General features: G+C 60.9%; 17 protein-coding genes. 11 read left to right on the forward strand and 6 right to left on the reverse strand.

All coding sequences use genetic code 11. The features are described 5' to 3' along the window. Positions 1-365 precede the first annotated feature (365 nt). Positions 366-1,736 carry a DUF2726 domain-containing protein gene (locus tag AC4DF4_RS08340; protein ID WP_490047661.1) on the forward strand — a complete coding sequence of 457 codons (1,371 nt, stop codon included), beginning with the start codon at positions 366-368 and terminating at the stop codon, positions 1,734-1,736. Between the two features lie 268 nt (positions 1,737-2,004). On the opposite strand, the gene AC4DF4_RS08345 is transcribed toward AC4DF4_RS08340, so the two are convergent. The 3 genes from AC4DF4_RS08345 to AC4DF4_RS08355 form a co-directional block, all read right to left on the reverse strand. Beyond that, positions 2,005-3,318: an MvaI/BcnI family restriction endonuclease gene (locus tag AC4DF4_RS08345; RefSeq protein WP_490047662.1), complete on the reverse strand. Its 1,314-nt coding sequence runs from the start codon at positions 3,316-3,318 to the stop codon at positions 2,005-2,007. Beyond that, entirely contained in the window at positions 3,315-4,364 is a 1,050-nt protein-coding gene (gene dcm, locus AC4DF4_RS08350) for a DNA (cytosine-5-)-methyltransferase (RefSeq protein WP_490047686.1), read from the reverse strand. The genes AC4DF4_RS08345 and dcm overlap by 4 nt, the downstream gene beginning before the upstream one ends. A 176-nt stretch (positions 4,365-4,540) precedes the next feature. Beyond that, positions 4,541-4,768 carry a helix-turn-helix domain-containing protein gene (locus AC4DF4_RS08355; RefSeq protein WP_490047663.1) on the reverse strand — a complete coding sequence of 76 codons (228 nt, stop codon included), beginning with the start codon at positions 4,766-4,768 and terminating at the stop codon, positions 4,541-4,543. 35 nt (positions 4,769-4,803) lie between these two features. On the opposite strand from AC4DF4_RS08355, the gene AC4DF4_RS08360 reads away from it, so the two are divergent. Next, complete coding sequence (locus AC4DF4_RS08360) at positions 4,804-5,031, forward strand: hypothetical protein (RefSeq protein WP_490047664.1); 228 nt, start codon at positions 4,804-4,806, stop codon at positions 5,029-5,031. 861 nt (positions 5,032-5,892) lie between these two features. Here AC4DF4_RS08360 and AC4DF4_RS08365 read toward each other — a convergent pair. The 3 genes from AC4DF4_RS08365 to AC4DF4_RS08375 form a co-directional block, all read right to left on the reverse strand. Further along, positions 5,893-6,543 carry a putative polyvalent protein kinase domain-containing protein gene (locus AC4DF4_RS08365; RefSeq protein WP_490047665.1) on the reverse strand — a complete coding sequence of 217 codons (651 nt, stop codon included), beginning with the start codon at positions 6,541-6,543 and terminating at the stop codon, positions 5,893-5,895. A 15-nt stretch (positions 6,544-6,558) separates the two neighbouring features. Continuing rightward, positions 6,559-6,735 (reverse strand): hypothetical protein, encoded by a 177-nt coding sequence (locus tag AC4DF4_RS08370; protein WP_490047666.1) that lies wholly within the window; start codon positions 6,733-6,735, stop codon positions 6,559-6,561. A gap of 198 nt (positions 6,736-6,933) precedes the next feature. Next, positions 6,934-7,833, reverse strand: a complete 900-nt coding sequence (locus tag AC4DF4_RS08375; protein ID WP_490047667.1) for a LysR family transcriptional regulator — start codon at positions 7,831-7,833, stop codon at positions 6,934-6,936. Positions 7,834-7,954: 121 nt separating this feature from the next. On the opposite strand from AC4DF4_RS08375, the gene AC4DF4_RS08380 reads away from it, so the two are divergent. The 9 genes from AC4DF4_RS08380 to AC4DF4_RS08420 all read left to right on the forward strand — a co-directional run bounded on the left by AC4DF4_RS08380 (position 7,955) and on the right by AC4DF4_RS08420 (position 20,131). Next, a complete protein-coding gene (locus AC4DF4_RS08380; RefSeq protein WP_490047668.1) occupies positions 7,955-9,070 on the forward strand; it encodes an efflux RND transporter periplasmic adaptor subunit in 1,116 nt (371 codons plus the stop codon). A 12-nt stretch (positions 9,071-9,082) separates the two neighbouring features. Beyond that, on the forward strand, positions 9,083-12,208 hold the full coding sequence (locus AC4DF4_RS08385; RefSeq protein WP_490047669.1) for an efflux RND transporter permease subunit: 3,126 nt from the start codon (positions 9,083-9,085) through the stop codon (positions 12,206-12,208). Beyond that, positions 12,201-13,577, forward strand: a complete 1,377-nt coding sequence (locus tag AC4DF4_RS08390; RefSeq protein ID WP_490047670.1) for an efflux transporter outer membrane subunit — start codon at positions 12,201-12,203, stop codon at positions 13,575-13,577. The genes AC4DF4_RS08385 and AC4DF4_RS08390 overlap by 8 nt, the downstream gene beginning before the upstream one ends. Positions 13,578-13,872: 295 nt before the next feature. After that, positions 13,873-14,907 carry an L-threonine 3-dehydrogenase gene (tdh, locus tag AC4DF4_RS08395; protein WP_490047671.1) on the forward strand — a complete coding sequence of 345 codons (1,035 nt, stop codon included), beginning with the start codon at positions 13,873-13,875 and terminating at the stop codon, positions 14,905-14,907. A 6-nt stretch (positions 14,908-14,913) separates the two neighbouring features. Further along, the gene (locus AC4DF4_RS08400) at positions 14,914-16,113 is read left to right on the forward strand and encodes a glycine C-acetyltransferase (RefSeq protein WP_490047672.1); all 1,200 of its coding nucleotides are present in this window, start codon (positions 14,914-14,916) and stop codon (positions 16,111-16,113) included. A gap of 139 nt (positions 16,114-16,252) precedes the next feature. Then, a complete protein-coding gene (locus AC4DF4_RS08405) occupies positions 16,253-17,371 on the forward strand; it encodes a phosphotransferase enzyme family protein (RefSeq protein WP_490047673.1) in 1,119 nt (372 codons plus the stop codon). Positions 17,372-17,395: 24 nt separating this feature from the next. After that, a complete protein-coding gene (locus AC4DF4_RS08410) occupies positions 17,396-18,328 on the forward strand; it encodes an NAD-dependent epimerase/dehydratase family protein (RefSeq protein WP_490047674.1) in 933 nt (310 codons plus the stop codon). A gap of 25 nt (positions 18,329-18,353) precedes the next feature. Then, on the forward strand, positions 18,354-19,742 hold the full coding sequence (locus tag AC4DF4_RS08415) for a Gfo/Idh/MocA family protein (RefSeq protein ID WP_490047675.1): 1,389 nt from the start codon (positions 18,354-18,356) through the stop codon (positions 19,740-19,742). Next, entirely contained in the window at positions 19,739-20,131 is a 393-nt protein-coding gene (locus AC4DF4_RS08420) for a DUF3472 domain-containing protein (RefSeq protein WP_490047676.1), read from the forward strand. The genes AC4DF4_RS08415 and AC4DF4_RS08420 overlap by 4 nt, the downstream gene beginning before the upstream one ends. Positions 20,132-20,225 lie beyond the last annotated feature (94 nt).

Here is a 20,225-nt window from a genome sequence, read left to right on the forward strand (position 1 = left end):
GATTGATGAACTCCGATTGTTGATTTTTGATCGGATACTGAAAAGCCGCTCCGTCACTTCAAAAATCCAAAATCAACAATCAACAATCGTCATTCGTCAATCAACTCGCGCTGCGCCATGAGTATCCCGATGATCCGGCCATAGGTCGCCGCCATTCCTATCTGGACTGCTCCGACATGTCGGAGCTTTCCCACTGGCCGACATGTCGGCCGGTGAAAAGCGGGTCATGTCCCCGGCATTGGCGATATCATCGCCACCCGCATCATCCAGGGTCGCCCCTACCAGACCCTGACCTCCCACGCGATCGCGTAGGGCTTCCTTTTGGTGGTTGCCGGACACGTCAGGGTCGCTAGATGTTTGAGTTAGTGAATCGATTTGCCCGCGTTTTTTGTTTTCTGGTAGCCCTTGCCGCTCCCGCCTTGGCGCAAGAGCGCCCGAGTTGGGCGATTACCGACGCGGTGGACCGCCTGATCGCGAGGAACGCACTCTTCCTGCCGGGCCGGGATGGATTCGTGAAATTTTCAGACGGGACACTGACGCAATATGAACTCCCTGCCAAAAACTATCTCAAGGAGGGCAAATGCTGGCAGGTCGAGCTTTTGAGCCGGCGCTGGAGGAAAAAGGAGCCGCAAGGCTGGACCGCATGGAACGATGCGCGGCCGCAATATGGCGCATGGAAAATCGGGGTGATCCGTGTCGACGTGCTGGCGAGCGGTGTGAAGGCAGCGTGGGTGGACAACCATAACTTCATCGGCGCGACGGCTCCGGGCGAGGCCGAGGTCATGCAGAAGTTGGACACCCAGGGCCAGAGGAGTGTCGCGTCTCCAGACAATTCAACTTACTCGTCCAATGTGAATCCGGTTCAGCCGGTCGAGAACTCCACCGGTCGGATTTTTACCGTCAATCCACAGCCGTCTCCAGCCTCAGGCGGACTTCCCGCTGGTGTGAGCCGCCGCGTTGCACAGACCGCCCTTCCTTCTTCGCCAGTCGCAGACCCCGTGCAAAGCGCGCCCCGCCCCGCCTACACTCTCACCCCGGTTCCATCGCCAGCCCAAGCGCCACGCCCGGCAGCACCCGTCCAACCCGTGTCCGGGCCGCAGAGCTGGGGAGATGTGGCGCGGGATGCCACGGTGACAACTCCGCCTGCCAAGCCTTTCGCCAACTCCATGCCATACTTCATCGGGGCGGTGATCGCCATATCGGTTCTTTCCGGGATTCTCAAAAAATCGAAGCGCCCCTCGTCGCCCCGTCGCAAGCCGGGTCCGGCGAAACGGCAATCCCCACCGCCGTTGCCCGCGGCTTTCCCCGCCCCGGCAAACAACCCGCTCGACCTGATCCAGCGCTGCGAAAACCTCATGACTCCCGCCGAGCTGGCCTTCTTCGCCGTGCTTGAGCCGCTCGTCCATTCCTCACACCGGATCTCCTCCAAGGTCCGCCTTGCCGATCTGTTCAATGCCGCGCAAGGCCCCGGCTGGCAAACCGCCTTCAACAAGATCTCGCGCAAACACATCGACTTCGTCGTCACCGACTCCGCCACCAGCCGGATCTTGTGCGGCATCGAGCTGGACGACAGCTCCCACGCCCTCCCGGACCGCGTCGAGCGCGACCGCTTCGTCAACGAAGTCTTCGCCCGCAACCAGCTCCCGCTCCTGCGCGTGCCGTTTTCATGGACCTACTACCCCGACGGTCTGCGTGCCGAACTCGTCAAAGCGGGCCTCAGCGTTTCCGCTGCGTGAGAGAATCCTTTCTCGAATGCCGCTCACCCCGCTGCCATTCGCCTGCGAATCGCGCTGCGCCATGAGTATCCCGATGATCCGGCCATAGGTCGCCGCCATTTCCTCCGCCTCTGCCACGTCGTAGCATTCCTCGCAGACCGATGGATCGCCCGGTTCCCCAACAACCCGGATTTTAATTCCCTCGAATTCGAGGGAATTAAAACGAGGCCGGCCGGAACAGCTTCTTCCTCTCGTCAGGTATTTTCGACCTTTGAAAAAGATTCATTCCTTAACTTGGATCTCCTACATCGATGTTCTCGCAAAGCCCGTAGATCGCCCCGAGATCCTTTGACTTGATGCGGAACTGACTTCTCTTCTTGATGCGTGACTTTTGAGTAGTGGCGTTCTCAAGTTTGATTCCGGGATCGTAGTAGATCACACCCTTATCTAGTGCACGAAGCACCAATAGAAAATCGGGCTTGGAGGCCAAACGGACAGATCGAGAATAACAATATTGCTGGACGGGATCTTTCCTCAACATGGACGGCACATAAGCGGCGTGGGCGTGTTTCCGCGCCCAATGCTCCATCATACCTTGGAAGTTCCATGACGCGGCGATTTCACCATCATCCGCGACCAATGCCACCACACCATTCTTGTCGTCAATCTTACCGTGGCTGTATCCGAGCAAGTGCATGGTCAGTCCAGTGGTGTCGTTGCGCGCTCCAACCTTGAAGTTGCCTCCAAAGTTGATCCGGTCTTCGCGTCCCTTCTTGTCCGCATAACCGTACTTACGGAGGAACACTTTCGTCCCTGCATCTTGATACAGTCCGCCTGTGGGTTCCGGTGTCATCAGGGTGATGATGCCAGATTCCAGTCGCTCGAAGCTAGGCACCGCCGTTTGTTTCACCTCGAAACCTAGAAAGTCGGGTTCTGAACGTCCGTTCGGGATAACTCCAAGTTCCGCCTCAAGCGTATATCCACCGCAGTTTGAAGATTTGCATGGGAGGATACTTCCGTCACCTCCAAGCCTCTTGGAATCGATCCAGCCGAGCCTATGGATTCTCAGAAGTTCGGCGAGAAGTCCTGTCCGCGCATCACGATTACCTGTCGCTACGGGCAGCGCAATTTCGGAAAAGACACCAGTATCTGGTTCGTGATATTTCTTGATAAACTCGTTGGCGAGATCGGACCCGACCGGGGCGACAAAACCGATTACGGACTCATTCCGAGTCACACCGAGAAACAAAATCCTCCCATGCTCACGGGAGGTGAGAAGTTGGTTTGGGCCGTTCGGACAGCCACGGAGAAATCCAGAAAACCGAACTTCGGGATATTGCGGATAGAGAATGAGTTGCGCTCCCGGTGCGTGGGAGAGCTGACCATCAACCCCTATCCACGAGAATGACATTTGGGCTTTGAAGGTTTCATTACCCGGTTTGACGTCGGGGCTGACACCTCGGTTGGGGAAAAGGCTGAGCGCTGAGAAACCCGGACCGAAGTAGATCTGCTGCTTGGAGTTGTCATTCTTCGCGAGAACCTTTGCGTATAGGTTCCGGCATCCTGCTTCCTTAAAAATCAGGGCTAGATTATCGAGAGTCATTTCTTTGTTCTCGTGCGTTTCTTTGCCGGGTATTTCGTCCCTGGATATAGGCGTGGAGGGATCTCGCCAGCGTCCTCGGATTTCTTTTTGTCCCTCAACACGAGATCCAACTTCTGTTCCGCGGGCTTTTTCAATGTCGCCATTACAGTTTCCGCAATTCGCTCCACGACGGGAACGACCACCGAGTTGCCAAATTGGCGATAAGCCTGCGTGTCGGAGCAGACCAATTTGTAGTCATCGGGGTAACCCATCAGCCGTGCGCACTCGCGGGGAGTCAATCGGCGAGGATTCTTGCCCTTTTGAGCGATAAGAATTTCCGAGCCGTCCTTGTGATAGCGGGCACTCAGAGTGCGCGTTGTATCCGATCCTGTGACGAGTCCAAACCCGAATCCGTTCCCTGCCGCTTTATGCTTTGCCGCGTAGTTCTGGAGGTAATTCCAAAGATGATCGGTCAGAGTATATTTCGCATCGGGGCGGGATTCGAGAATGGTGCCAAGAAGCGGCCCCTGCTCGGGAAAAACAGGAAACTCGAAGTCCCGCTTCTCGCGAAAGCCCACAATAAAAATCCTCTCGCGATGCTGCGGCACGACTGTCTTCGCATCGATGATCTTCGTATAGATCGTGTATCCCAAAACACTTTCCAATGTGTCCTTAATCACCGCAAAGGTTCTTCCTTTATCGTGGCCTTTGAGATTCTTCACGTTCTCAAGAACAAAGGCAGCTGGTCTGTGATGGTCGAGGATATCCGCGATCGAGAAAAATAGATTGCCCTGCTTCACATCATCGAAACCATGGAGCCGTCCAAGGCTGTTCTTCTTGGAAACCCCGGCAATGCTGAACGGCTGGCACGGAAATCCGGCACAAAGGATGTCGTGCGAAGGGATGTCCGCTACTTCGACTTTATTGATGTCGCCATGGGGAAGCTCGCCGAAGTTTGCCTTGTAAGTCTGCTGGCTGAACTTGTCGTAATCGCTGGAAAAGACACACTTGCCCCCGGCTTTCTCGAAGGCGATGCGGAAGCCACCAATGCCGCAAAAGAGGTCAATAAAACGGGGAGATTCAGCGTTCGCGTGCGCCGATTTTGGGGCGGCGGGCGCTGGGGTGAAGCGATACGGTGTTGGATCCTCCTTGAGAACTGTTGCAGCTCTCGGCGCTGATGCTTTTTTCGGAGCTTTGGGCGTAGACGTCCTCGTCGCCGCCGGCTTTTCCTTGCGTTTCGCACTCACGCCTCCACCCCCTCGCAGAGTTCGGCGGTCGTGATTCCAAGGGCCTTGGCAATCTTTGCGACATTTTTGATGCCAGCGTTTCGGAGCCCCCTTTCGATGCCACTGATGTAGGTCGGGTCGAGACCTGAGAACTCAGCGAGTTTTTCTTGGGTGAGGTGCTTGGTTTCGCGGTTTTGGCGGACGTTTTGCCCAAGGGCGGCAAGAACGGGATCATTTTTCGGCATGACTCAAAGTCCATGCTGAATCCGTCGCAAGGTCTATGGACGATGAGTCAAGATGTGAGCCACGTAGCCGCCGAACGCTCATTGCGACCATTGAAGCGGTCGTTGCGAAGACCGAAGTGGTCATTGCGAAGACCGAAGCGGTCGTTGCGAACGCCGAAGTGGCCGATGCGAAGGCCGAAGCGGCCGATGCGAAGGCCGAAGTGGTCGTTGCGAAGGCCGAAGTGGTCATTGCGAAGACCGAAGTGGCCGTTGCTAAGGGTTAAGTGCTCGTTGCTAAGGCCGGAGTGGTCGTTGCGAAGGTCGAAGTGGCGGTTGCTGACGCCGAAGCGGGCGATTACGAGGAATCCGGATGAATGAGCCTCCGGCGGGAGAAGGTGAAGTGGGCGGACCGGGCCGGATACGCCCTACCGGCGGACTGGGGCGGGGGATTGGATTTTGAATTTTGAATTTTGGATGGGGAGACGGGGATTTTTTAACCGCAGGGACGCGAAGGAAGCAGAGGGGGCGCGGAGCCGGGACGACGGGTGGGTTCCGGGCGGGAAAGTGGCGGCGCGGCGTCGGTGTTCTCGGGTTTGCGAGGAAACCGGATGCATGAGCCTCCGGCGGCAGAAGGTGAAGTGGGCGGACCGGGCCGGATACGCCCTACCGGCGGACTGGGGAGCGGGCTCGGAGCGAGACGCTCCGGCAACGGTCTGGCGCGAGACGCGCCCAGCCACTTTCAGGACGGCTCTCCAGGAGCTTGAATGACGATGCGAAGAGCTTGATCTGACCGTCGAAAGATGGATCAAGCAACGCCGCATCGCGGTATCAAGAGGGTCGTCGGTCCGCAAGGGCCGGCGGCCTTTCTTGTGTGAAGAGTGAAGGCTGGAAAGCGGGGCGCTGGGAAGTGCAAAAGAGAAAAATCGAGGGCGGCGTAGCGGCGATCACGGGTCGCCGCGAAGGAAAGGCGAAGGAAAGGCGAAGACGAGGTGACGCGCGAAGGCCGAAAGCGGGGGGAGGAATCCGGATGGATGAGCCACCGGCGGCAGAGGAGGGGATCAGAGTGAACCGCGGAGGCGCAGAGGTCGCGGAGGGACCGAATGGCGTTCAGCCCCAGAGGAGATGAGCGGGCCAGCCGCGGTGGATCATCCTTGCCGGGTTTTGGGTTTGCGGGTGATTTTACGGACGGTCTTTTTGGCCGGGGCGGCGGTTGGGTCCTGAGCCATTGCGGGTGCTTCGAGCGGAGGAAGGCCAACGAGGAAGTTGGTGGAGGGGATAATGACGGCGCTCCAAGGACCACGGCCTGTGGCGGCGCGGATGATTTCGCGTGCGGCACCGAAGAGCATGGCTGGACCGTTAGCGTGCATCGCGCGCTGGAGCTTGCCATCGTGGATCAGCTGCACCGGTGCGAAGCCCATCGTGGCCATGAGGTCGTCGGTCTCGGACTTGGTGACCAGCGGGCGGGAGGTGTCCACCTCGACGTGGGGCTGGGAGACGACCGGGGCAAGGTCCTTGCTTTTCGGATTGATGGTGAATCCTTCCAGCCGATAGGCGGTCTCGGGGAAGAGCACCGCATGGAGGCGCATTCGGACGAGGTAATCGCCGAGAATGCTGGAGTTGACACCGTGGTAGAGGCGCTTGAACCAGCGCCCGGTTTTCGGATCGTAGTAAACCTGGTGTTCGGCTCCACCGCGTTTTCCTTGGTCGATCCAGTGCCGGAGGAAGCGGTCCTCATCGAAAACGTGACCGTGTTCCTCCGCCCCATTTCCTGAGCGACTTGCGGCCGGCGCGGTCAACAGGCCCGAGACGGCTCAACTCCCGGAGCTGCTGCGCGAGCTGCGGGATTTCAGGTAGTCGTATCCCTTGAGCGCCTGCTCGGTAGTGAGCTTCGGCCTCTTCGAAACCACAGCCGCCGTGGCCTTCTTCGCCGGGGATTTCGGCGTGGGCACGGTGATATTGAAGAGCGGCTTCGATGGGGTGAAGTGCATAGCGATGTTGGGAACGTAGCTGAAATGCCTGAATGGTCAAGTCGGGGAGCGTCGGATCAAGACCCGAGCCATTGTCAGACCCGACCGGATTGCGGCTGGGTGTGGGAGAGGGGTCCGGAGAGTCGAGCGGGCGCATGGAGTAGGATCTGAGAGGCTGAAAGGAAGAAGTCGTGGGACACTCCTGACACGTTCTGTGGTTCACCCGTCCTTGCCCGTCCCCTGCACCCGCTCTTCGAGCAACTGGACGAAGTGCTTGATGTGGTGCGACGGCATGTGGCGCTGCCAGACGGCCCACATGTGGAAGTCGAGGTCCGAGCCGCCCGGCGTGATCGGGAGAATGACGATGTCCTGATTCGCCAGATCGAGCACATGGGGAAACAGCGAGATGCCCTGGTCCGCGGCGATGAGGGTGACCATCGAGTCGAAGCCGTCGACCTCGCGGATTCTGGCGGGCTTGCAGCCGGCGTCGGTGTAGAACTGGCAGATCGTCTCGCGGTGGCCGGAGCGGCCGAGGCAGAGCAGCGGTTCCTGCCGGACTTCTTCGAGGGTGATTTGCTTGCGGGCGGCGAGCGGATGCTGGCGGGAAATGGCGACGCCGTAAACCGAGTGGATCACGCGCACGCGGCGCAGGCTGGCGATGTTGGCCACTTCCTTGCCGTAGGCGAAGCCGATGTCGATCTTGCCGGCGGCCAGCGCGGCGAGCTGCTCGGCGGGCAGCATCTCGACGAAGGCGACCTCCACGCCGGGGTATTTCTGATGGAAAATCTTCAGCGCCTTGGGTAGGAAATCGGTGGCGATGACGCCCACGCTGCCGATCCGGAGTTTGCCGCGGTGGCCGGACTGGGCTTGGTGCGCACGCTCGACGGCCTGCCCGGCGTGGAGCAGCAGTTTCTGCGAGTCTTCGAGGAAAACCTCGCCGGCCTGGGTCAGCGAGACGTTGACGGTGTCGCGGTCGAGCAGTTTGACGGCGATCTCGTTTTCCAAATCCTTGATCTGCTTGCTCAGCGCGGGCCGGCTGATGTTCAGGCGCTGGGCGGCCTTGCGGAAACTCAGTTCCTCGGCCACCGCCACGTAGTATCTCAAATGTCGGAGTTCCATCCGCCGGACTGGTAATCAAAAGTTACCAGCATGGAAACATCAAAGTCATTCCGCGATGGTAAATCGGGGTGACAGCTAGGCTTGCCCGAACAAGCGTTCGGGCCTTTCCTGTCCACCTGCCATGCGTCCGATTCTCTTTGTTCCCTTGTCCGTCATCTGGTTGTTGCTCCCGAGTTGCGGGAAAAAGGCACCCGCCAAGCTGCCGCAAATGCCACCCGCGGCAGTGACATTTCTGCCCGCCACGGTGGAAACCGTCACCATCACCCGCGACCTGCCGGGCCGGATCGACGCGGTGCGGGTGGCGGAAATCCGGGCGCGGGTGGCCGGAATCCTGCTCAAGAAAACCTTCGAGGAAGGCGCCGATGTGAAGGCGGGCGACGTGCTTTTCCAAATCGATCCCGCGCCGCTGCAAGCCCTGCATGGCGTGGCGACAGCCAATCTCGCCCGCGCCGAGGCGAACGTGAAACAGGCGGAGAACCAGGTCAGCCGCTTCCGCGAGCTGGTGGCGATCAATGCCGTTAGCAAGCAGGACGCCGACAACGCGGAGTCCGCCCTGGTCGTGGCCAACGCCGACGTGCTGGCGGCCAGGGCGGCGCTGGCCACCGTCGAGCTCAATCTCGGCTACGCCTCGGTGACCGCGCCGATTTCCGGCCGCATCGGCAAGGCGGAAGTGACGGAAGGCGCGCTGGTGGGGCAGGGGAGCCCGACCCTGCTGGCGGTCATCCAACAGCTCGACCCGATCTATTTCGACTTCACCCAGTCGAGCGTGGATCTCATCGCGTTGAAAAAGGCGGGTTCGGATCAAAGCAAGATCACTCTCCTGCTCGAAGACGGCAGCGAGTATGGCAAGACCGGGCGCATCCTTTTCTCGGACGCCTCGGTGGATGAAACGACCGGCATGGTCACGCTGCGCGCCGAGTTTCCCAATCCCGACCACGACCTGCTGCCCGGCATGTTCGCCCGCGCGCGGGTGGTCCAGGCGGTTAGGGAAAACGTCGTCACCGTGCCGCAGCGCGCCGTCACCCGCGCGCCCGGCGGGATGGGCAGCGTGATGGTCGTGGATGACCAGAACCTCGCCCAGGTCCGGATGATCCGCACCGCGGAGATGACCGGCGACAAATGGGTCGTCGCCTCCGGCCTGAAAGCGGGCGAGCGCGTGATCATCGAAGGTCTGCTCAAAGCGCGGCCCGGCGCGCCGGTCGTCCCCGAGCCGTTCGTTCCCGCCGCCAAAAACTAATCATTCAATTTCATGGCACGCTTCTTCATTGACCGCCCGGTGTTCGCCTGGGTGATCGCCATTCTGATCTGCCTTCTCGGCGGCATCGCCCTCACCGGACTGCCCGTCGCGCAGTATCCGAGCGTGGCCCCGCCATCGATCTCGATCACCGCGAACTACGCCGGCGCGTCCGCCGAGACGCTGGGCGACACGGTGACCTCCGTCATCGAGCAGCAGCTCAACGGCATCGACAATTTGCTCTACATGTCGTCCGCCAGCGATGCGAACGGCACGGCGATCATCACGCTTTATTTCAAGCCCGGAACCAGCCCGGACGTCGCCCAGGTGCAGGTCCAGAACAAGGTGCAGCTCGCCACGCCGAGCCTGCCGCTCACCGTCCAGCAGCAGGGCGTGGTGGTGGCCAAGGCGACGCGGAACTTCATGATGTTCATCACGCTCGCGTCGGAGGACGGCAGCATGGACGCCATCGGCCTCGGGAACTATCTCGCCTCTAACGTGCTCGACCCGATCCGCCGCGTGCCGGGCGTGGGCGAGGTGATCCAGTTCGGCACCCAGTATGCCATGCGCGTCTGGCTGGACCCGGACAAGCTGGTGAGCTTCAAACTCACGCCCGGCGACATTTCCGCCGCCATCCAGGCGCAGAACACCCAGGTGCCCGTCGGCCAGCTCGGCCAGCTGCCCGCGGTGGAGGGCCAGCAGATCAACGTGATCCTGCAAGCCCGCGCCACGCTGCGCGAGGTGGACGAGTTCAAGGGCATCGTCCTGCGAGTCAATCCCGACGGCTCGCGGGTCTATCTGCGCGACGTCGCCCGCGTCGAGCTGGGCGGGCAGGATTACTCGATCAAGGCGCGCATCGACGGCAAGCCGGCGTCCGCCGCCGCGGTCAAGCTCTCGCCCACCGCCAACGCGCTCGACACCGCCGCCGCCGTGCGGGCCGAGGTGGACCGGCTCAAGGAGTTCTTCCCGCCGGGCGTGAAGGTGATCTATCCGCTCGACACCTCCACCTTCGTGAAGATTTCCGTGGAGGAAGTGCTCAAGACGCTCATCGAGGCGATCATCCTGGTGTTCCTGGTGATGTATTTGTTCCTGCAAAACATCCGCGCCACGCTGATCCCGACGCTGGTGGTGCCGGTCGCGCTGCTAGGCACCTGCGGCCTGATGGCGGCCTTCGGATTCTCCATCAACGTGCTCACCATGTTCGGGATGGTGCTGGCCATCGGGATTCTGGTGGATGACGCGATCGTGGTCGTGGAGAACGTCGAGCGGATCATGAGCGAGGAGGGCCTGCCGGCGAAGGAGGCGACGCGCAAGGCGATGGGCCAGATCACCAGCGCGCTGATAGGAATCACGCTGGTGCTCACCGCGGTGTTCATCCCGATGGCGTTCTTCGGCGGCTCGGTGGGGACGATTTACCGGCAGTTCACGATGTCGATGGTGTCGTGCATGTTGTTCTCGGTGTTCCTCGCGCTTTCCCTAACTCCGGCGCTGTGCGGCTCGCTTCTCAAACAGGTGGACGCCGGCCACCATCACGCGAAGGGCGGGTTTTTCGGCGGCTTCAACCGCGCGTTCGACGCCTTCACCCGCCGCTATCAGGGCTGGGTCGGCGTGCTGGTGAAGCGCTGGTTCGCCGGCATCGCCGTCCTGGGGCTGGTGATGTTCCTGATGGTGGCGCTCTACAAGAAGATGCCGTCGTCCTTCCTTCCCGAGGAGGATCAGGGCTATTTCATCACGCTGATCTCGCTGCCGGTCGGAGCGACCGACGCGCGGACGGGCGAGGCGCTGAAAAAGGTGGAGGAGTATTTCTCCAAGCAGCCGGAGATCGACCACTACTTCACGGTCGCCGGATTCAGCTTCGCGGGCCGGGCGCAGAACTCGGCGCTCGCCTTCCTCCGCTTGAAGCCGTGGGAAGAGCGCGAGGGCAAGGAGCACCGCGTGCAGGCCGTGATCCAGCGGGCGATGATGGGGCTTGGCGGGATCAAGGACGCGATGGTTTTCCCGCTCAACCCGCCGGCCATTCCCGAGCTGGGAACCTCGTCCGGTTTCGATTTCTGGCTGCAGGACGTGGGCGGCGTGGGCCATGAGAAACTCAACGAGGCGCGCGGCCAACTGCTAGGCATGGCCGCGCAGAATCCCAAGCTCATGATGGTGCGGCCGCAGGGCCTCGCCGACGCCGCGCAGATGAAGATCGACCTCGACCAGGACAAGGCCGCCGCGCTCGGCGTTTCCCTGGCGGACATCAACACGACCATGCAGACCGCCTTCGGCTCGTCCTACGTGAACAACTTCGTCAACGGCCCGCGGGTGCAGCGGGTGATCGTGCAGCTCGACGCGCCGTTCCGGATGAAGCCCGAGGATCTGGGCAAGGTTTACGTCCGCAACAAGAGCGGCGGAATGGTGCCGCTGTCGTCGTTCACCACCACCCGCTGGACCTTCGGCTCGCCGCAGCTCCAACGCTATAACGGCATTCCCGCGATCAACATCGTCGGTTCCGCGGCCCCCGGCCTGAGCTCCGGCGACGCGATGCTGGAAATGGAAACCATGGCGGCGCAACTGCCCGCGGGGATCGGTTTCTCGTGGAGCGGCCAGTCGCTGGAAGAGCGGATTTCCGGCAACCAGGCGCCGATGCTTTACGGCGTTTCGATCCTGATCGTTTTCCTCTGCCTTGCAGCGCTTTACGAGAGCTGGTCGATCCCGGTGGCGGTCATCATGGTGGTGCCGCTAGGGATCATCGGCGCGCTCGCCGCCGTCTCGTTCCGCGACTTGCCGAACGACGTGTATTTCAAGGTCGGCCTGTTGACGACCGTCGGGCTCTCGACCAAGAACGCGATCCTGATCATCGAGTTTGCAATGGGCCTGCAGAGTCAGGGCAAGGGCCTGACCGAATCCATCCTCACTGCGGTGAAGCTGCGGCTGCGGCCCATTCTGATGACCTCGATGGCCTTCGTGCTCGGCGTGGTGCCGCTGGCTATCAGCACCGGCGCGGGTTCCGCCAGCCAGAACGCGATCGGCACCGGAGTCGCCGGCGGGATGATCTCGGGCACCTTCCTCGCGATTTTCCTGGTGCCGGTGTTCTTCGTGGTCGTCAGCAAAATCGTCGCCCGTTTCACCGGGAAGAAAGGAGAAATCCATCATGCGTAAGTCATTTGTTTCCATCCTCGCCGTGGCCTTGCTATCAGGCGCGTGCTCGCTCGTGCCGTCGCTCGATCCGGTGAAGTCGCCGGTCTCCGCGAAATTTCCGGGAAACACCGGCGGCGAGGTTTCCGCCGACATCGCCTGGCAGAAATTCTTCACCGACCCGCGCCTGCGGAAACTCGTCGAGGTGTCGCTGGCGAACAACCGCGACCTGCGGGTGGCGGCTTTGAACGTCGAGCAGTCCCGCGCGCAATACGCGATTTCGCGCAGCGAGCTGTTTCCGACGGTCAACGGCTTCGCCTCGGGCCAGCGCAAGCAGGGGCTCGGCAATCCCAGCTCCAGTGACTTGATGCGCACGGATTCGTATGAGGTTTCCGTCGGCTTGGTTTCCTACGAGCTCGATCTCTTCGGCCGGGTCCGCAGCCTGAACAGCGCGGCGTTGGAAAGCTACTTCGCCAGCGACGCGGCACGCGTCGGCGCGCAGATCTCGCTGGTGGCGGAGGTGGCGAACCAATACCTCGCCGAGCGCGCGCTGGACGAGCAGATCACGCTCGCCCAGCAGACCTTCGACGGGATGAACGCCGCCTACGACCTGATGAAGCAGCGCTTCGATACCGGCACGGTTTCCGAGCTCGATCTCAGTTCGATGGAAATCCAGCGGCAAACCGCGAAGGCGGATCTGGCGGCTTTCCGCCAGCGCAGCCGCGAGATCAACAACTCGCTGGTCTTCCTCGCCGGCGGCTCGCTGCCCGCCAGCCTGCCTAACGGCCGCTCGCTCGACCAGGTCGTCGTCGCCGAGGTGAAGGCCGGGGTTTCCTCCGACCTGCTGCGCCGCCGCCCGGATATCCGCGAGGCGGAACACCAGTTGCGCGCCGCGAACGCGAACATCGGAGCCGCCCGCGCCGCGTTTTTTCCCCGAGTCGCGCTCACGGCCAGCGGCGGCAGCTCCAGCCGCGAGCTGGCGGACCTATTCACCAACGGCACCGGCAGCTGGATGTTTTCGCCCAACGTGACGGTCCCGATTTTCACCGGCGGTCGCAACAAGGCGAACTTGGAAACCGCGGAGATCCGCAAGAACATCGAGATCGCCCGCTATGAGCGTTCCATCCAGACCGGCTTCCGCGAAGTGGCCGACAGCCTCGCCGCCCGCAGCGGACTGGCCGAGAGGATTTCGGCGACGGAAAGCCTGGTCGCCGCCCAACAGAAGCGCACGGACCTGGCGACCGCCCGCTATAACAAGGGCGTGGACAGTTATTTCGAAGTGCTCACCGCCACGCTCGATTTGTTCAACTCGCGCCAGACGCTCATCCGGCTGCGCCTCGCCCGCGAGATCAATTCCGTAAACCTTTACAAAGCGCTCGGCGGCGGCTGGTGATTCGGAATTGGGACGGCAAATGATCAAGCCGAGTCGCTGCCACTGTTATCGCATCGGTGCAGGCAGATGAAATGGCCCTGCAGCCGTCCTCACCGATAGATCACCACCAGGAACAACACCGCCTCATGCTTGCCGGTGTTGACGATGGTGTGCGGATCTGGCATTGTCAATCCACCGGAATCACATCCAGTATCCCGGAAGTCATGACGCTTTCCATCTTGCTCGACCACTTTGGCTTGAACGGCTCAATCTGCCCGCCTTCAGTTCCCCGGACACGATCTAACTGCGACCCGTCATGAAAGCACTCGTGAAAGCCAAAGCAGAACCCGGATTGTGGTTGCAGGATGTCCCCGAGCCTGCGGTGGGCATCAATGACGTGCTCATCAAGGTTCTTAAAACCGGCATCTGCGGCACCGACCTGCACATTTACAAATGGGATGCCTGGGCGCGGAAAACCATCCCCGTCCCGATGGTGGTCGGGCATGAGTTCGTAGGGGAAGTCGTGGTGGTGGGTTCCAACGTGAGCGATTTCCACCCGGGCGAAATCGTCAGCGCGGAAGGCCATGTGGTGTGCGGCCGCTGTCGCAACTGCCTTGCGGGCCGGCGGCATCTCTGCAAGGACACCGTTGGGATCGGCGTGAACCGCCCGGGCGCGTTCGCCGAGTTGGTCAGCGTGCCGATGACGAATGTCTGGCATCACTCGCCGGACGTGGATCTGGAAGTGGCTTCCATCTTCGACCCGCTTGGCAATGCCACCCACACCGCGCTCTCGTTTGATTTGCTAGGTGAGGATGTGCTTATCACCGGCGCGGGACCCATCGGCGTGATGGCGGTGGCGATCGCGAAACATGCCGGAGCCCGCCATGTGGTGATCACGGACGTCAACGACTACCGCCTGGATCTAGCGAAGTCGCTCGGGGCCGATGTGGCGCTCAATGTGACCAAGGGCAGCTTGGATGATGTGCGGAAGCAATTGCGCATCAAGGAGGGTTTCGACGTGGGGCTGGAAATGAGCGGCAACCCGGCCGCCTTCCGCGACATGATCGACGCCATGTGTCACGGCGGCAAGATCGCCATGCTCGGCATTCCCGCCGAGCCGATGGCGATCGATTGGAACAAGGTCATTTTCAACATGCTCACCATCAAGGGGATTTACGGCCGCGAAATGTATGAAACCTGGTACAAGATGAGTGTCATGTTGGACTGCGGGCTGAATATCAAACCGGTGATCACGCATCGCTTCGGTGCCGATGAATTTGAAAAAGGATTCGAAGTCATGCAAACGGGAATGAGCGGCAAGGTCGTTCTCGATTGGACCGTTTTCCATTAATCAATCATGAAGGCCTATACCTCATTCCAGACCCACCTGACCGCCCAGCTCGACGCCATCCGTGCCGCCGGGACTTACAAACGCGAGCGCACGCTCACCACTCCGCAAGGGGCGATGGTGGAAACCACGGATGGCAGGCCCGTGCTCAACATGTGTGCTAACAACTACCTCGGACTCGCGCAGGATCCACGGATCAAGCAGGCCGCGCATGACGCGCTGGACCAATGGGGATACGGCCTCGCCAGCGTTCGGTTTATTTGCGGGACCCAGCGGGTGCACAAGGATTTGGAGAATAGTCTGACCGATTTCCTCGGCACCGAAGACACCATCCTCTACGGATCTTGTTTCGATGCGAATGGCGGCCTGTTCGAAACCGTGTTAGGCCCGGAGGATGCCGTCATCAGCGACGAGCTCAACCACGCGTCGATCATCGACGGGGTGCGGCTGTGCAAGGCGCTGCGCTTCCGTTACAAGAACCGCGACATGGCCGATCTCGAGGCAAGGTTGATCGAAGCCGATGAACAGGGCGCGCGTTTCAAACTGATCGCCACCGACGGCGTGTTCTCAATGGACGGCTTCATCGCCCCGCTGCAGGCCATTTGTGATTTGGCGGACAAATACAACGCCTTGGTGATGGTGGATGATTCCCATGCCGTGGGCTTCATGGGCAAGCTAGGCCGCGGCACTCATGAACATTGCGGGGTGATGGGACGTATCGACATCATCACCGGCACGCTCGGCAAGGCGCTCGGTGGTGCCAGTGGCGGTTATACCAGTGGTCGGCGCGAAATCATTGATCTGCTGCGCCAGCGATCACGCCCGTATTTGTTCAGCAACACCCTCGCGCCGGTCATCGCGGGTGCCTCGCTGAAGGCGCTCGAACTGCTGAAGCAATCGACAGGCCTGCGCGATACTCTGGAGGCCAACACCCGCTGTTTTCGCCATGCAATGACGGAGGCCTGTTTCGACATCGCGCCGGGCGAGCATCCGATTGTCCCGGTCATGTTAGGAGATGCGGCGCTCGCCACCCGCTTCGCCGACGCCATGCTGGCCCGCGGAGTCTATGTGATTGGATTCAGCTATCCGGTCGTGCCGCAGGGCAAGGCGCGGATTCGCACCCAGATCAGCGCCGCCCATACGCGGGAAGATCTGGAACGCGCCGTCACCGCGTTTGTTGAGGTGAGGCGCGAACTCGGAATCCAATGAACAGGCTGCGGCGAGCACCCCGACCGTCGATTCCGTCCTGGCCGGGGCTCCTGCCGATCCCCGGTGGCACGGATGCTTTCTGAGAATGCGGTTGACTCCGGTATTTATCACAGGATAATCTTTGCGGGTTGCCACTTTCATGTCCTCCATCGCAGTTCCGAATCTTCGTGAAATTTCCGCCCTTTTCGACATCCGTGCCGACTTCGTCGATGGGATTCCCTATGGCTTGGGTCACATTAACGACACCTACTGCGCGAGTTTCGACCAGGCCGGCTTGCTGCGTGTCCGCTTCATCCTCCAGCGCATCAATACGAACGTTTTCAAGACACCGGTTGAGCTGATGGAGAACATCGCGCGGGTGACCCGTCACTCGCTGGAGCGGCTCCTCGAAGCGGGACATCCCGAAGCCCACCGCAGGACTCTCACGTGTATTCCAGCCGTCGATGGCAAGCCCTATGCGATCGATGCGCTCGGCAACTACTGGCGTGTCTATCCGTTCATCGAGCGCGCCACCGGTTATGATGAGATCGAGAGCAACGAGCAGGCGTTCCAGGCGGCCAAGGCTTTCGGAAATTTCCAGAAACTCGCCGCCGGCCTCGGGGGCGGGCGACTCCATGAAACGATCCCGAATTTCCACAACACTCCGAAGCGGCTTGAGGCGCTGAGGGCCTCGATCGAGGCGGATCCGCTGAACCGGGCGGCGGGTTTGAAAGCGGAAATCGACTTCGTCCTGTCCCGCGCCGCCGACTGCTCGCGCATCACCGATCTCATCGCCACAGGCGTCATTCCCGAGCGGGTGACGCACAACGACACCAAGCTGAACAACGTCCTGCTAGACGATGAGACGGCGGAAGGCGTTTGCGTGATCGATCTGGACACCACGATGCCCGGCTCGGCGCTCTACGACTTCGGCGACATGGTGCGCACCGCGACGCCCAGCACGCGGGAAGACTCGACCGATCTCGGGAAACTGGATTTACGCATCGATCGTTTCGAGGCGCTGGTCGGCGGCTACATGACTTCCGCAGGCTCATTCTTGAACGCCGCCGAGGTGGGAAATCTCGCGTTTTCCGGAAAGCTCCTCACCCTCGAATGCGGCATCCGTTTCCTGACCGATTTCTTGCTGGGCGACGTCTATTTCAAAATCAAACATCCGGACCACAACCTCGACCGCTGCCGCAACCAGTTCGCCTTTGTCGCCGCGATTGAAAAACGTCTTCCGGAAATGGAAAGAGTAGTGGCTTCCCATGCCGGTTGAACCCTCACACAATCGTTCATCCTCATGAAAATCCTCATCACCGGCGGCTCCGGCTTCATCGGCTCCCACATCGTGGAACTCTATCAGGACAAGGCGGAGGAAATCCGTGTCCTCGACAATCTCCGCACCGGCTACCGCCATAATTTGGACGGGCTCCGGCATACGTTTATCGAAGGCTCGATCACCGACCGGGAGTTGGTGAAAAAGTCCGTCGAAGGCGTGGACTATATCTTCCACCTTGCAGCGCTCGTCAGCGTGCCGGAGTCGATGGCGAAGCCTGGTGAGTGCGTGGACATCAATGTTCACGGCCTGCTCAACGTGCTGGAAGAAGCGTCGGCTGCCGGAGTGAAGAAACTCGTCTTCGCTTCTTCCGCCGCGATTTACGGCGACAATCCGACGGTGCCGAAGCTCGAATCCATGCTCCCCGAGCCGAAGAGCCCGTATGCGATCACCAAGCTCGACGGCGAATATTACCTCGGGATGTTCCAGAACGAGGGCAGGTTGGAAACCGCCGCCATCCGCTTCTTCAACGTCTTCGGTCCACGGCAGGATCCCAAGGGCGCCTATGCCGCCGCCGTGCCGATTTTCATCGAAAAGGCCGTGCGTGGCGAGGACATCACCATCTTCGGCGATGGCGGGCAGACGCGGGATTTCATCTACGTGCAAGACATCGCCGGGGCGCTCGCCTTCGCGGTGGAGACGCCCGGAGTCACCGGGGTTTTCAACGCGGGCTACGGTGGCCAGATCACCATCAACGACCTCGCTGACGGATTGATCGAAGCCGCGGGATCGGACTCCAGGATCATTCATGCCGCCGAGCGCGCCGGAGATGTCAGGCATTCCCGCGCCAGCGCGGACAAGCTCCGGGCCGCCGGGTGGATCCCGCGCCATAGCCTGGATGAGGGCCTGGCCCGCACGCTCGAATTTTTCAAAGCCATCAATCAATCGATTATCTAACCACAATTCCAACCAACATCAATCCATGACTCCAGAAGCATCCAATTTCACTCCCCGTCGCAACTTCATCAAGTCCATCGGCAGCCTCGCTGCGGGGCTCGCCGCGCTGCCGCCCTTCGCGCATGCCCAGACTGCCGCTCCTTCCCGCCTAACGGGTGCCAAATACATGGGCGACTTCGCCGCACCCAAGCTCGACAAGGTGAAAGTCGCGATCATCGGCGTCGGTGCCCGCGGGTCCGGCCACATTTCGCAGCTCGCCACCATCGAAGGCGTCGAAGTCGTCGGCATTTGCGATCTCAACGAAGGCCGTGCCAAGGGGGCCGAGAAAAACGTCAAGGGCAGGGGCCACAGCCCGAAGGTCTATTTCGGCGAAGAGAACGCGTGGCAGAAGATGCTCGCTGAAACCAAGCCCGACGCCGTGTTCATCGCCACTCCGTGGGAGCTCCACGCGCCACAGGCAATCGCTGCAATGAAGGCCGGCGCGCACGCCTTCGTCGAGATCCCGATCGCCCTCACCATCGAGGAGATGTGGAATATCGTGAACACCTCCGAAACCACTGGCCGCCACTGCATGCTGATGGAAAACGTCAACTACGGCCGCGAGGAATTGCTCTACCTCAACATGGTCCGCCAGGGTCTGATCGGCGAGTTGCTGCACGGCGAGGCGGCCTACATTCACGAGCTTCGCGGCCAGATGAACGGCGGCGATTCCACCGGATCTTGGCGCACGCTCCACTACGCGAAGCGCAACGGGAACCTCTACCCTTGCCACGGCCTCGGCCCGGTCGCTCAGTATATGAGCCTGGCCCGTGGCGACGACAACTTCCGCCGCCTGACATCCTTCTCCTCGCCTGCGAAAGGCCGCAAACTGTGGGCTGAGAAGTCGACCAATCTGACCAAGCCGGAGTTCAAGACGCTCGACTATCAGTGCGGCGACATCAACACGTCGATCATCAAGACCGCCCTCGGCCGCACGGTGATGGTGCAGTGGGATGAAACCTCGCCGCGCCCATATTCCCGCCACAACTTGATCCAAGGCACCAAGGGCACCCTCAAGGGTTTTCCTAACGGAATGACCATCGAAGGCATGACCAAGAGCTACCACGAGTGGACCAGCTCCGAGGAATTCGAAGCCATCGCGGCGAAATACGAGCATCCGCTTTTCAAGCGCATGGGAGAGCGCGCCAAGAAAATGGGCGGCCACGGCGGCATGGATTTCCTGATGTTGTTCCGCATCGTCGAGTGCCTCCGCAAAGGCGAGCCGCTCGACCAGAACGTCTATGAAGGCTGCTTCTGGTCTGCCGTCGCCCCACTCAGCGAAAAGTCGAACAAGGAAGACGGCATGCCGCAGGATTTTCCCGACTTCACCCGCGGCAACTGGAAGACTACCAAGCCTCTCGGCATCATCGCATGATTCCTTCCGAACGCTTCGATTCTTTCCGGGCTTCGGCCGCAGGCAGTGTCTATGGAAAACACTTGTCCGGCTTGCACTCGTTCCTGGAAAATTTCGCGGATCGGAACGGCTATCAAAGCCGCATGGCATACTATGGCAACCAGTGGGTGCGGGACACCGGGGGAAACTGGCATGAGCTGACCAAGGCCCGTTTCAGCGGCGACGACATCGCCCAGCGGCAATACCGCCTCGACTACGCGGGCGGCGCCAAAGGCGGTGCCTTCTTCATGCGCAACGGCGGGTTCTTCGCCGAAACCGTGAAGCTGGGAAGCTCGTTCGAGCGGGAATCGACGCCTGCGATACGGCCGGTCATCGATCTGGATGCCTTGGAGGCTGGCCGTGGCCGGTGAATCGACAGACTCATCTTCGGCCCTCCAGCTTGATGGCGAGGGTTGGGAGGAGGTGCGCGATCGGCTCCAACGGCTGCGCCGGGTGCATGATCAC

The organism is Luteolibacter sp., assembly GCF_058122085.1.